The following is a 13,844-nucleotide window of genomic DNA, read 5'->3' on the forward strand; positions in this document are numbered from 1 at the left end:
TTTCCTGTAAGATTTAATGGCAGGTGGGCAATGGTACACAGGCCTGTATCTGGTATGGCGGGTGCGAAGGCAAATATCTGGATATCCTTTTCTCCGGATATGAAATACTGGGGAGAACACGAAGTTCTTCTATATGCTCGGGAAGGCGGATGGTGGGACGCCCGAAAAATCGGATTATCCCCGCAGCCACTACGTACACCTGATGGATGGCTAATTATGTATCACGGGGTACGCCAGACAACTTCTAAAGCAAGTTACAGACTTGGGCTGGCTCTTCTTGATCTTGAAGATCCCAGAAAAGTGCTCCACAGGTCAGAAGGATGGGTTTTTGGGCCGCGTGAAATGTATGAACGCACTGGCGATGTTAATGATGTTGTTTTCCCTTGTGGATGGGTCTTAGATGGCGATGAAATCCGTATTTATTACGGAAGCGCGGATACTTCTGTGTCATTAGCTACTGCAAAAATGAGTGATGTCCTGGAGTATATACATGGATGCCCAGAAACTCAATGCCCCGAAGAGTACTGTAGATGGTTTGAAGAAAACAGTGGGCTTTCAAGTGATGCAAAAAAGGGTGACATTAAAATAAAAATCAAAAATGAAACTCCAGTACGTGGTTAATGTTTTCATTATTGGTTTGCAGTATTAAGTATGATTGCATTTTCACGGACCGAATTAGATCATCTAGTTCACTGAAGTATGGAACAAAAGGTTGGTAAATAGTATTAAAGCATCGGGAAATAACATCAACAGAATAATAGATGAAGACCCAAAAATAGATAAAAACTAAATTAGATGTGAGTAGCTCGTCAGGAAGCTCTCGAAGGAGAAGATCGACAAGAACCGGAAGACGGTCGAGGAGCGTAAGACCTCCGGCGTCAACAAGGCGCTGCGGGATCCCTACGCCTAAGACTCTCTTTAGTCATCGAAATTATTCGCGTTATCTACGCTGAATACGGGGATGGGTTTTCATCCCCGGGTTATTATTTTCGTTTCTGCAACTTATCCATAGGGCTATCGCAACTGAGGGGTGCCGAAGCAATGGAGAGGAGCCCCTGAGAGCGTCCACCAATAGAGTTTAAAAATTGAACCAGGAAGTCCCTCAGAATCGTATTTTGATATCACCAACTTTAACACCTGTGGGATTAGCACCTACACCTGCACTTACAGCCTCCCTGGTGCTATTTTTGCTCCAACATAGCCTTTCATGAAAATGTCTCAGAATTGGCTAGATTACTGATATTCTTTGTTACTTAATCAATAAAGTTTAATAAAAAATATTTTTCTGCCGGAGCAGAGACCGGAAACACTGGGATATATTACAGGGACAGGAAAAATGGAAAAATACTGCTCTGTGATGAATTACTAAATTTCCAAATCTGTGACTAATAACTCTCCAATTTTGATAAAAGTTTCACTATTTAAAAGCTTTAATTTGTTTTTAAGAATTATCTAAATATCAGTTACGGAATTTACTATATTTTTATGAATCAAAAACGAGTATATAATATGTCAATAGCATGTTTTATAAACTCAAAAATATTTTATTTGGGTTATGAATTATTAAGCAATATAAAAGAAGGGAGGCCAAAAATAATAATACAAATCAAGCGATGGTACAATTGATTCATTTTTAAGTTAAAAAATTACTTCCTTACATCAATAAGCTTTTACTATATATAAGAAGAAATAAAGAGTAGTACAACAGTTACAATGATTCGTAAATAATTATTGATAGTTAGGCATTTTGTTGCCTAAGAGAGGGAGACTAAGGGGATAATGACAGCTAAAATGGATCAATTTCCGGCAATAAACTCGAATCCTGTGCTCAGTGTTGCGAAGGATGGAGTTATTCTTTACTCAAATGAGGCGGGAAAACCCCTATTGTACGATTGGGGAGTGAGAATCGGAGAAAAACTGCCTCTAAATCTCGAAATTTTTGTTCAGAGGGCAATTTCCCGGAAAAGTATTGAAAAAATAGAAGTTAATATGGGCAAAAAAGTATATTTTATTGTTTTTCACCTCTTGCCTGAACAAGAATGCGTAAACATTTACGGATTTGACATAAGTGACCGTAAAAAGCCTGAGGGAAAACTTCGGGAAATTGATACTCAAGAAACGGCGAGCCTGGAACTTGCTAATATTATTGATGTTAAAGCGGTCCAGTCCCTTATGAGTGATTTTTATACGCTTGCTCATATCCCCATGGCCTTAGTTGATCTCAAAGGCAATGTTCTGGTAGCCGTCGGCTGGCAGGATATATGCACGCGATTCCACAGGATTCATCCCGAAACCTGCAAGCACTGCGTAGAAAGCGATACCGAGCTATCTTCGGGCGTTAATCCTGGAGGATATAAGCTGTACAAGTGCAAGAACAATATGTGGGACGTGGTAACTCCAATTATTGTAGAAGGGCAGCATGTCGGCAATATCTTCTCAGGACAGTTCTTTTTTGAGGACGAGACTCTGGACTATGAGCTTTTCCGATCTCAAGCCAGACAATATGGTTTCAATGAGGAAGAATATATAAAGGCGCTTGAAAAAGTTCCTCGACTTAGCAGGAAAGCTGTAGATACGAGCATGGCCTTCTTCATGACCTTTGCTAATATGATCTCACAACTAAGCTACAGCAATATTAAGCTATCTCAATCACTGGCTGAACATGATGCGGTTGTAGATGCACTGCAAGAGAGCGAGAAAAGTGAGCGAGCTCGCTCTAATGAACTGGCAGTAGTATTGGATGCCGTTCCTGTCTCCGTTTATATAGCACATGACCCTCAGGCGCTGCAGATAACTGGTAACAGGCTCTCCTACGAATGGCTACGAATTCCTGTAGGTACAAACTTTTCCAAGTCCGCTCCTGAGGGAGAGAAGCCAGAGATGTTTAAGTTATTCAAGGACGGAATCGAGCTCCAACCTGCAGATATGCCGTCGCAGTTGTCGGCTACAGGCATAGAGATAAACGACTGCGAGCTGGATATTGTATCTGCTGATGGCGAAATACGAAGTGTATTGGGCAATGCAAGACCCTTGCGTGACGAGCAGGGAAACCTACGCGGATCCGTTTCTGCATTCATAGACATCACAGAGCGAAAAAAAGCAGAAGAAGCTCTCAGATTATCAAATCTTTATAATCGGAGCCTGATTGAAGCAAGTCTGGATCCTCTGGTAACTATTGGGCGTGATGGTAAGATTACCGATACAAATTATGCTACAGAACAGGTTACAGGATATTCAAGAAATGAGTTGATCGGAACTGATTTTTCAGATTATTTTACCGACCCTGAGAAAGCCCGTACAGGCTATCAGCAGGCCTTCATGCGTGGTGAGGTTCGGGATTATTCTCTAGAGATTCGACATAAGGTTGGACACATAACTCCTGTTTTGTACAATGCTTCAGTTTATAGAGACGAGAATGGTAAGGTTATTGGTGTCTTTGCTGTTGCACGTGATATCACCGAGAGAAAGCGGGCCGAGGAAGCTCTTAAGAAAGCACATGATACTTTAGAAGAAAAAGTTAAAGAACGTACAGCCGAACTTCAAGAAGCTTATACTTCGTTAAAAGAAAGTGAAGAACGTCTTGCAGACTCTCAAAAAATAGCTCACATTGGAAATTGGGACTGGAACATTGCAACTAATGAGGAATACTGGTCTGATGAACTATATCATATTTTTGGGCTGGACTCACAATTTGAGCTAAACCACAACACATTTTTAGATTGTATACATCCAGATGACCTGGATTATGTAAATAATGCTATTAACGAAGCATTAAACGGAAAGCCATATTATATTGATTATAGAATAATCTTACCTGACGGAGAAGAACGTATAATCTATTCTGAAGGCGGAGTTCTTTTTGATGAGAACAATGCACCTACTCGAATGAGAGGAATAGTTCAGGATATTACTGAGCGCAGAAAAGCAGAAGAAACTCTTACTAATATAGAGACTGCCCGTAAAAAGGAAATCCATCACAGGATCAAGAATAACCTTCAGGTAATTTCATCTCTGCTGGATCTTCAGGCTGAACAGTTCAGAAAACGAGAAGATATCAGGGATTCGGAAGTTCTCGAAGCCTTTAGAGAAAGCCAGGATAGAGTGATATCTATGGCTCTTATCCATGAAGAGCTGTACAAAGGTGGAGAGTTTGAAACACTGAACTTTTCTCCGTACATTGAAGAACTCACTGATACCCTTTTCCAGACCTACAGGCTGGGAAATACCGATATCAGCTTAAACATGGATCTGGAAGATAACCTTTTATTTGATATGGATACTGCTGTCCCTCTGGGGATAATAATTAATGAACTTGTTTCGAACTCCCTCAAACATGCATTTACAGGCAGAGACAGAGGAGAAATTCAAATCAAACTTCACAGGGAAGAAACCACAGAACTTGAAAGAGAAGGCTACGAGAGTACCAGTACCAGCTTTACTCTGAACATTTCCGACAACGGTGTGGGCATTCCTGAAAATTTTGATATTGAAGAACTTGATAGTCTTGGCATGCAGCTGGTAACTTCCCTTGTAGATCAGCTGGATGGCGAACTTGAACTGAAAAGGAATAATGGGACGGAATTCACCATAAGGTTCACAGTAACAGAAAAAAGATAATCTCGCTCAAGTCGGTTTAAAATCACAAGAAAATGGATAAAAAATTTCGGTGCGAAGAGTGCGATTCGAAAGTACGAGCTCTATAAGAATAGGCTCTGAACCTGGCGCCTTTGACCTGGCTTGGCAATTCTCGCATATTAAAGGATCTATTTTAAGGAATACCGGAAGGCCAACTATAATACAATCACAGGCTCTAAGAGAAGCTCGAAATTCAATTTAGTTTATTGAGTTCATGTTTTTATGAAAGTTGAAAAATTTACGGTACTAAGCTTAAAAGTGGCAAGTATCCTTTCAAAATCAGGTCCTATATCCCTCAGGCGCTTTACCCACGTTTCCCCATCCCACTTTTTCCCGTGCAGTATATCCGTTGTATACCTCAACATCAATTTCACTGGAGTTTATTTCTTTATTTTCTACATTCTTACCAATTTCACGACCAATATCATAGGTCTTTTTTAGGAACCTATTACTGAACATATAAGAAGAAAGAACAGGAAGAAGAAAGAACAGGAAGAAGAAAGAAAAAGCCTTATTCAAAGCTTATAAATATAATTGGATATGTGTATTATTACATATCCACCACAGTTAATATATACATTTTAGGCAACTGGCTTGGCAAGTCTCCTAATAGAATTACTCTTTTCTAAAGGTTTGTGCCCTGCCCGGACCCACAGAAATATAGTTAATGGGTACTTTCATGAGTTCTTCCAGCCTTTCGACATAGTTTCTGGCGTTTTCCGGAAGTTCCTCAAAGGCTTTCACTTCGGTAAGGTCAGTTTCCCAGCCAGGAAGATCTTCGTACAAAGGCGCGCATTCGGCAAGCTCCTCTGTAAGTTCGGGAGGATATTCAAGGTTTTCTCCCCTGTATGTATAGCCGGTGCAGATCCGGATGGGGTCAAGGCCTGTGAGTACATCGAGTTTGGTCAGGGAAATCTCGGTATATCCGTTAAGAGCAATGGCTTTCTTCAGCAGAGGCAGGTCGAACCACCCGCATCTTCTGCTCCTGCCTGTGGTTGTCCCGAATTCTCCTCCGGCTCTCTGTAATCTTTCCCCCAGTTCTCCTGTAAGCTCTGTAGGAAGCGGGCCCTCGCCTACCCTTGTGATATAAGATTTTACTATGGCAATTACATTATTTACTCTTGTAGGGCCAACTCCGAGGTTGGCACAGGCAGAGCCTGCGATTGTAGAAGAAGAAGTTACGAATTTCTGGGTTCCGTGTATAACATCAAGATGAGTACCCTGGGCAGCTTCAGCCATCACATGTTTTTCTTCGTCAAGAGCCTTATTGATTTCCCTGGAAACGTCTGTTATATAAGTGGCAAACTGCCTGCCCAGCTCAAGATATCTCTCTATTAGCTCAGGGTCTCTTACGATTTTCGGATCTCCTCCCATCACTGCTATTTCCTTTTCTTTCTGGGGAGCAAGTTCCTCAAGTCTTGCAAGAAAGCGTTTACGGTCCACGAGCTCAGCCATTCGGAATTCGTCTCTTGCTACCTTATCGATGTAAGCATAGCCGATTCCGCGCTTTGTGGTTCCTATTTTCTTTTCCCTGGACGCTTCCCTTAGCCCGTCCATTTCTATATGGTAGGGCATAATTATGCTTGTCTTCGCATCTACGCCAAGCTTTCCGGCATCTACCTTTACGCCGTGCTTCTCGAACATTGTGATTTCTTCGGCCAGAACCTCAGGATTCAGGACAACCCCAGGCCCGATCAGAACTCTGGCATCAAGCAGAATACCTGAAGGGATCAGGTGCAGTTTGTAAACCTCGTCTCCTACCCTGACCGTATGGCCCGCGTTGTTCCCTCCCTGGAAACGGGCAACAATGTCGTAATCTTTTGCAAGAAGGTCAACAATTTTGCCTTTTCCCTCATCACCGAACTGCGCGCCTGTGATTATCGTAAACATAAAGCCCTGATTCGGGCTTAACCATTAATAACTTTTTGTTTCGCCCGAATTGCGCCTCGGGAGTACGCGCCCTTTTCGCTCCGCTTCGCTTCGCTCAAGAGGGCTGATTTACCCGAATTCCGCGTCGGGAGCACGGGGCCGTTTCGCTCACGTCGTTAGCTCAAGCGGGATAATTTCTATGTAAAGCACTAAGCTTCGTTTCCTGAGTTCCGCTTCGGGAAGGAAAATGGCAGTGAGGTTTAGAAGAAGGAGACTCTTAGAATCAGCAGGCTAAGGAGCATGAGTATTATTGCGAGGATTGCGGCGGTTTTGGCACTTTCTTTGTCGCTTCCGAAGATTATCGGGATCGGGCCGAGCATGATTACTCCTCCTGCTTTGATTTCGGATTTTGCCTCTGTTGCAGGGGGGTTTTCACGGAATGGGATCTCAGAATCCGGAGTGGTTTCAATACGGGTTTCTCTTTCGAATGCATCTGTTCTGTTTGAGTGAACCTGGGTTGATCTGGATTCCTGGTACAGGCTTAGAGCTATGCCGATCATAATTAGTAAAAATCCGATGAGTATTGTGAAAATTCCAATCGAAAAAAGCATACTTCCATCAATCAACGTTTCGTTTTCCACAGGAATAGATAGAGAATTGATACTATTAATCCAAGCCCCAGCATATTTGTTGTTATTTCAGGAGAGGAGCCAAACGCTATCGGGATTGGACCGATCATGATCAATCCGCCCATCTGGCTGCTTGCAGGATGCTGTAGAATGGTAAGGACTATACCTAATAATAATATAATGAAGCCAACAAATGTGACTGTTGCGCCTACTCTTAGAAAATCTTGCGATGCACGCATGTGGAATGATATAGTCCTTTTATTATTAAATCTATCTTTTAAATTTTTTAAGTATGTAGCTTGTTCTATTCGTTTTTCGATTTAATCTGATAATTTTTATATAAAGTACCTGACGCCTGGTTACAGAGGAATAAAAGTTGACGATTGCTTTTTATTGGTATTAAGAGGATACCTTTTTCCGGCAGGAAACTCCTCTCAAGCAGGGGAAAGGCTTATATTCTTTTATCCCTCCCGGTCAAGGTTAAAGCTAAGTAAGATGGATGAATTAAAAAGTGAATTAAAAAAATGGAATTAAGCTTAATTTAGCTGAATTAAGCTGAATTAAAGAGCTAAGTTAAAAGCCGGCATCTTTTTCCAGACATTATGCCTGGCTTCTAGCGGGAAATTTGCTGGCATCTGGGGAATGCAACAGCATGTATAATATAGAAAAAAGAAAATATGAGAACTGAGCGGAAGTCAAAAATCGACAAATCTCAAGTGAGTGTCCGAAAGCAATTTAATTGAAAAACTGAATAGATCCTTAGTCGGGATATTAAACAGGCTGCAGGTGTCGCAGGAACTTATATATATCCTTTTTATATTTATGTATGTATATTAATTCCGGACATCTTAAGATATACTTTGAAAAGGTAAGAGTACCTTTTAAATGTCATTTTAACCTTTGATATATGTGAGTCATACTATAACGGGGGATTTATGAAAAAGGATTCTTCCCTGTTTTCCCGTTTCTCAGGCTTTACTTCTTGCAAAAGCCGAGACAGAATGTAATAATCCTGATATCTACTAATAGGCGGACAACCTCTCCGGAAAATAACGCTTAAAACTTGACCGGTTAACTGGCTGTGGCTAATGATCTGGTTACGGATCTGATTGATAAATCCGAAAGCCAGTTTGCCTTCAAATCAATTTTCACAAACCAATAATTCCTGAGTAAACTGATCTTTAAACCATATATAAACTCAATTTCACACGATAAAAAAGGTGTTTTCAAATGTCAGAAGACAGTGCAATAAGATCTTCTCTGGAAGATATCAAAACAAGGGTAGAGTTCCAACTCGAGTGCGGGAAGATCAATGCTGAAGATGTGAAGTCTCTCTTAACCGAAATAGAAATCATGAGAGTCCAGAATGAGAATATGAAGGCCCGGCTCCTTGAAGCGAGTGTAGCAACAGGCAGGCATCTTCAGGAAATCAACAAATTGAAAGCTCACCTGGAACAGCTTACCGAGCCTCCTCTCTTTATTGCAACTATTCTTGAGGTAAACGGGGAAATTGCGCTTATAAGGCAGCACGGGAACAACCAGGAAGTGCTTACCCAGATTCCTGAAGAGTGCATCGGAAAGATTGAACCCGGCATGAGAGTTGCAGTAAATGGGGCATACTCAATTATCTCCATAGTCAGCAGGGCCGCCGATGTTCGGGCTCAGGTTATGGAACTCATTAACTCGCCTGGAGTGGACTACAGCATGATTGGCGGGCTGGACGAAGTACTCCAGGAAGTCCGGGAAAGCGTCGAATTGCCGCTTACCGAACCCGAACTTTTCGAGGACCTCGGAATCGAACCTCCTTCAGGTGTCCTGCTTCACGGGGCCCCTGGCACGGGCAAGACCCTTATCGCAAAGGCTATAGCTTCTCAGGCAAAAGCAACCTTCATCCGAATGTCAGGCTCTGACCTGGTCCAGAAATTCGTAGGTGAAGGCTCAAGGCTTGTCAAAGACATTTTCCAGCTTGCCCGGGACAAGTCCCCAAGCATTCTCTTCATAGATGAGATCGACGCGGTTGGCAGCATGAGGACCTATGACGGAACAAGCGGCTCGGCCGAAGTCAACAGGACAATGCTTCAGCTCCTTGCGGAGATGGACGGTTTTGATCCTAAAGGCAATGTAAAAGTCGTTGCAGCAACCAACCGGATTGACCTGCTTGACCCTGCTCTCCTCAGGCCTGGCAGGTTTGACCGGTCTATCGAAGTCCCGCTTCCTGATGATAGGGGCAGGGTCGAAATCCTTAAGATTCACACCCGCAAGATGAACCTTGCAGATGATGTGGACTTCGAGAAACTCGCAAAAGTCATGACAGGCATGAGCGGGGCAGAAATCAGCGTTATTGTCAAGGAAGCCGGAATTTTCGTGCTGCGCAGGCGCGGTAAACAGATTACCATGGCAGACTTCCTGAAAGCACATGAAAAGGTTGTAAACACCGAGGAACCCACAATTCCCCAGGCTATGTTTGTATAATCGGCCGTGGTAGCCCAAGCTTGAGAAGTCAAAATCGAATTACTCTTCAAATTTAAGGAAAACTTTTCTGTAAAGTTCTCCTCAAGCACGCCGGATAGGACAAAACCTACCGGCAGTTCCTTCTTTTTTGAAATGTCAAACGAAAGGTTTATATTTTATAAATTACTTGAAGATATGCTGCCTGTGAGGCAAAGCATAATAACAGGATAACAAGCTGCTCCGATAGTGTAGCTCGGCCAATCATTCAGGACTCTCACTCCTGCGACTGGGGTTCAAATCCCCATCGGAGCATTTTTCTTTTTTACAACCTTTTTTGTACAGAATTTTCTTTTTAGACAAATTCCTTTTTACTCAATTTATTAACTCTCTCAGATCAACTTTAATAATTTTTCCACGATTTTTTTCCACGACTACTTGATCTTCTTCGATACGATGGTTTTTCTTTGATACGCGTTTAATGGTTATAAGTCGGAACCAAAAGAAACGGGATTGGAATCATGAGTACAGAGAACCTGCCGGATATGCCGGATATCGAAAAAAAACTTCGCGGCTACCTTTACGGCACCGCCTGCGCCGATGCTCTCGGCCGCCCGGTAGAACACCTGACCCTTGAGAAAATTAAAGAGAAATACGGAGAGCAGGGGATTCTTGAACTCCCGCCCGATTCTCCCTGGACTGATGATACCCAGTTGATGCTTGTTATTGCAAGAGCCTTGCTGCGAGGAGCAGAACTTGAAATTCCAGAACTTATGGGTCATATAGCTCAAGAGTTCGTTCTCTGGTTGGATGAACCTGATCTGGGAGCTGGAGCGACTTCCAGAGGGGCAGCCCTGAGGCTAAGAGATAAAATTCACTGGGACAAATCGGGAATCATATCCAAAACATGTGGAAGCCTTATGCGGGTTGGGATTATTGGTTTCGTTTATCGGAATAACCCTGAAAAACTGGTTCAAGCTGCCCTGCTTTCAGGCAGAATTACTCACTCACATCCTGTTTCGGATGCTGCATCGGTTGCAGGAGCATACGCCGTGAAACTGGCTCTTGACGGTCTGGAACCAGAGGAGATGTATGAATCTTTGCTTGATATAACTGAAGGGATTTCTCAGGAATTCACGAATGCCTTGAAAGACTCTTACGAAACAGCTTATTCTGGTATAGACGACGAGGCCGCTCTAAAGAAACTCGGATATGGCTGGTATGCAGATGAGACTTTTGCCCTTGCGTATTTCTGTATCTTACGTTATCCAAATGACTACAGAAAAGCAGTACAGACAGCAGTGAACATTACCGGGGACTCGGATTCGGTTGGGAGTGTGGCAGGAGGCATTCTTGGAGCCAGGCTGGGAATTGAAGCCATACCTGTTTCCTGGGTTGAAGCACTTAGGGAGAAAGAAAAACTGGAGGCAATAGTCGGGCCTCTGCTTGAAAAGTATTTTCAGGTCTCAGGGAATAAATTGAGGTCTTGAAATTAGATTGAGATCTTGAAATTTCATTCAGGTTTTGAAATTAAATTGAGGTTTTAAAATGGACTTTTCCGAAAAAAAGGTTTATTCCGAGAAGATTGATTATTTAAAGAAGAATGTTTACTCTGAGAAAAGCAGTTATTCAGAAAAAGACCTTTTTTCCGGAAAAGGTGTCTACTGTTTGATATTCGAAAACCGGGCCTGCAAGTTTGAGGTTGGTAAAAAGGGTGAGTTCTCTTTTGACGCAGGGTTTCATATATACGTGGGATCGGCTCTGGGGTCAGGGGGCCTGAAAAGGGTAAAGAGGCACATCAACCTTTCCAGGAATCGCGACCGGAATCCAAGATGGCACGTAGATTATCTTCACCTGAATCCTGCTTTCAGACTGGTTTCAGCGGTTTATGCCTTTACCTCTGACCGACTTGAATGTACACTTGCCAGCAGGATCGGAGGGGATTCGGTGTCCGGCTTCGGGTGCACGGACTGTGCATGCAGTTCTCATCTTTTTTATAGAAATAAAAGCCCTCTTTTAGAGGTCATTGAAACTTTTGAAGCTCTGGGACTTTCTGCCCTTGTCCTTGAACTTTAAATCTCCATTAAACCTCAATTTTAAGCCTCAACTCTTCTTTTCAATTCTTCTCTATTACTGACAGGAAAGCTTAAGGTAAAACAGGATTTTATCTAAGTTATCAAAAATAGGGTTTTTTATCAGGGGATGTCCAATGGAACAGTTTTCTTTTATTGCCTGCATGCCTGACCGACCTGGGGCATTGCACAGGGCAGCCGAAATCATCACGCGGTATGAAGGAAATATTAACAGAATTCAGTACGACCGCAGGATAGACATGCATACCGTTTTTTTTGAAGTGACTGCTGTTCCGCAGGCTTATGAAAAGATCCGTGAAGAACTGAAAAAAATAGGTTATCTACAGACTTCCCTTCAGCCTGTAGCTTTCCTGAAATTCCATATTTATCTACCGAACTGTCCTGGCGCTTTATTTGACCTGCTCAATTATATCACCTCGTCGGAAGCGAACATTACTCTCCTTGATTTTGATGACCGGGGTCAGCATCCTGAAAGGCTTGTTGTAGGTCTTAATATTGAAAACCCGGGTATGATCGATGCCCTCCTGAACCAGCTCAAATCCGGGTACAGGCTCGAGATTCTTGAGTACGATACAACAGGGGAGAAACTTGATGATACGGTATTTTACCTTCGGCTGGCGCAGAAGCTCAGGTCGATTCTCGGGAGTGCCGAAGATGCTTTTTTGATGAGATTCCTGCATGACATTAATCATATTGCGCAGGAACTCTCAAACCTTCGGAAAGATCCTATTGAAGTTTTTGAGAATATCCTGAAAGTCGGGGATTGTCTTAACCGGACGTCAGGAGACAACTTTTATGCCGACATACAGAGAATCAGAATAAAGGACGATATTGAACTTTTCTGTTTTCAACCTCCCTGTGGGGGAAACATCTATCTCTTTGATACCCCTTCCGAAAGGGTCATGATTGACACCGGATATGGAATTTATTTCCAGGACATCGTGAATCTGCTCCAGCATTACGGGCTTGGGGATCTAAGCCGGCTCAAGAAAATTTACATTACTCATGCCGATGCCGACCACTGTGGGGCTGCCGGTTGTTTTCCTGCGCCCTCCTATCTTAATCGCGAGACTTTTCTGATCACGCGAGAAACCAGCAGAGCTTATGGGTCCAGCAACCAGGGTTGTATTCTGGAAGAGGTTTATACGAAGATAATTAACCTGTTTTCCAGGTTTACCCCACCTGCAAATATAGTTCTCTTTCCTGAAGTCTCACTCTCAGGCGAAACAATCGAAAAACGGGGTGCATTCCCGATTATTGCTCGATTCCGGATAGGTGATCTGGCGTTTGAAGCCCTTGCAGGTATGGGTGGGCATATGCATGGAGAAGTCTTCTACCTGTGCCCTGAGGAGGGGCTGCTTTTTCCTGAAGACGCAGTAATCAATTTCAAAAGCCTGAGTTCTGATAGAACGGAATATAATGTTCTGGCTGATTATCTTATGACATCGGTAAATGTTGACAGCAGGCTTGCACGAGAAGAACGAAAGGCCCTCCTTTCTCTCATTTCCGAGCTTGATAAAAAGCTTGCCGGAAGAAACAGGAAGTGCCTGATCTGCTGCGGGCATGGATCAATATCCGTAATGGAAGACGGAAAACTTGTCGAATACGTAGGGTCGGAGAGGTATATTGCAGGGCAAAAATGCATCCCTGTTTCCTAAGAAAATTTGTGAAAATTTAGATAAAAAGAGGATCGAGATAATCAAAAAATCGAGAGAACCTAAAATCAAGAGAATTTAAAAATCTAAGAACTCAAAACTTATAGTACGAGCTCATCCCAAAACCAATTTTACTTCCCCATCAACAAGAATTTCAAAAATATTTCCAGAATCGGAATCTCGATTGACTATCCTATCTTCGCGATTCAAAGGAATTATTTCGAGTTTTGAGATCAGCTCAATATTAATTTTGGGATAGGCTCCAAGTTTAAAACACATTTATCAAATAATAGATGCCGTCTAATTCCCATATTATCAAAAATCTATGTAGAAAAAGGCTTTTAGAATCTTTTAGTGATCCATAGGACTTAGTCCCATTTTATGTAATTTAGTTCTGTACTTAGTAAGTTACTACTCATTTAAGTCATTACTTAGTTAAATTATTTTTAATTAAGTTGCTACTTAGTTGAGTTACATCCCTCCTTTGTACGTCTTCTTCATACATCGGGGACTGA

9 protein-coding genes, 1 tRNA gene and 1 pseudogene are annotated in these 13,844 nt (G+C 42.5%); 7 read left to right on the forward strand and 4 right to left on the reverse strand.

Features of this window, described 5'->3' with window-relative positions; genetic code table 11:
- Positions 1–621 (forward strand): annotated as a pseudogene (locus tag ACPK8D_RS13165) (glycosidase); the annotation flags it as partial.
- A 1,158-nt stretch (positions 622–1,779) separates the two neighbouring features.
- Positions 1,780–4,617 carry a PocR ligand-binding domain-containing protein gene (locus tag ACPK8D_RS13170; RefSeq protein ID WP_424718320.1) on the forward strand — a complete coding sequence of 946 codons (2,838 nt, stop codon included), beginning with the start codon at positions 1,780–1,782 and terminating at the stop codon, positions 4,615–4,617.
- 297 nt (positions 4,618–4,914) lie between these two features.
- Here the strand turns inward: ACPK8D_RS13170 and ACPK8D_RS13175 are convergent, their stop codons facing one another.
- The 4 genes from ACPK8D_RS13175 to ACPK8D_RS13190 form a co-directional block, all read right to left on the reverse strand.
- Entirely contained in the window at positions 4,915–5,154 is a 240-nt protein-coding gene (locus tag ACPK8D_RS13175) for a hypothetical protein (protein WP_424718321.1), read from the reverse strand.
- A gap of 96 nt (positions 5,155–5,250) precedes the next feature.
- Positions 5,251–6,525 carry an adenylosuccinate synthase gene (locus ACPK8D_RS13180; RefSeq protein WP_424718322.1) on the reverse strand — a complete coding sequence of 425 codons (1,275 nt, stop codon included), beginning with the start codon at positions 6,523–6,525 and terminating at the stop codon, positions 5,251–5,253.
- Positions 6,526–6,764: 239 nt separating this feature from the next.
- Positions 6,765–7,064 (reverse strand): TIGR00304 family membrane protein, encoded by a 300-nt coding sequence (locus tag ACPK8D_RS13185; RefSeq protein ID WP_424718323.1) that lies wholly within the window; start codon positions 7,062–7,064, stop codon positions 6,765–6,767.
- Between the two features lie 62 nt (positions 7,065–7,126).
- Positions 7,127–7,372 carry a TIGR00304 family membrane protein gene (locus ACPK8D_RS13190; protein WP_424718324.1) on the reverse strand — a complete coding sequence of 82 codons (246 nt, stop codon included), beginning with the start codon at positions 7,370–7,372 and terminating at the stop codon, positions 7,127–7,129.
- A 991-nt stretch (positions 7,373–8,363) separates the two neighbouring features.
- Between ACPK8D_RS13190 and ACPK8D_RS13195 the strand changes: the two genes are divergently transcribed.
- From ACPK8D_RS13195 to ACPK8D_RS13215, 5 genes are all read left to right on the forward strand, one after another.
- Positions 8,364–9,605: a proteasome-activating nucleotidase gene (locus tag ACPK8D_RS13195; RefSeq protein ID WP_424718325.1), complete on the forward strand. Its 1,242-nt coding sequence runs from the start codon at positions 8,364–8,366 to the stop codon at positions 9,603–9,605.
- Positions 9,606–9,821: 216 nt separating this feature from the next.
- Positions 9,822–9,896, forward strand: a tRNA-Glu gene (locus ACPK8D_RS13200).
- A 206-nt stretch (positions 9,897–10,102) separates the two neighbouring features.
- Positions 10,103–11,071, forward strand: a complete 969-nt coding sequence (locus ACPK8D_RS13205; protein WP_424718326.1) for an ADP-ribosylglycohydrolase family protein — start codon at positions 10,103–10,105, stop codon at positions 11,069–11,071.
- 58 nt (positions 11,072–11,129) lie between these two features.
- On the forward strand, positions 11,130–11,657 hold the full coding sequence (locus ACPK8D_RS13210; RefSeq protein WP_424718327.1) for a GIY-YIG nuclease family protein: 528 nt from the start codon (positions 11,130–11,132) through the stop codon (positions 11,655–11,657).
- A gap of 133 nt (positions 11,658–11,790) precedes the next feature.
- Positions 11,791–13,332 carry an MBL fold metallo-hydrolase gene (locus tag ACPK8D_RS13215; RefSeq protein ID WP_424718328.1) on the forward strand — a complete coding sequence of 514 codons (1,542 nt, stop codon included), beginning with the start codon at positions 11,791–11,793 and terminating at the stop codon, positions 13,330–13,332.
- The last annotated feature ends 512 nt before the right edge of the window (positions 13,333–13,844 follow it).

This window comes from Methanosarcina sp. (assembly GCF_049706645.1).
Lineage (GTDB): Archaea > Halobacteriota > Methanosarcinia > Methanosarcinales > Methanosarcinaceae > Methanosarcina.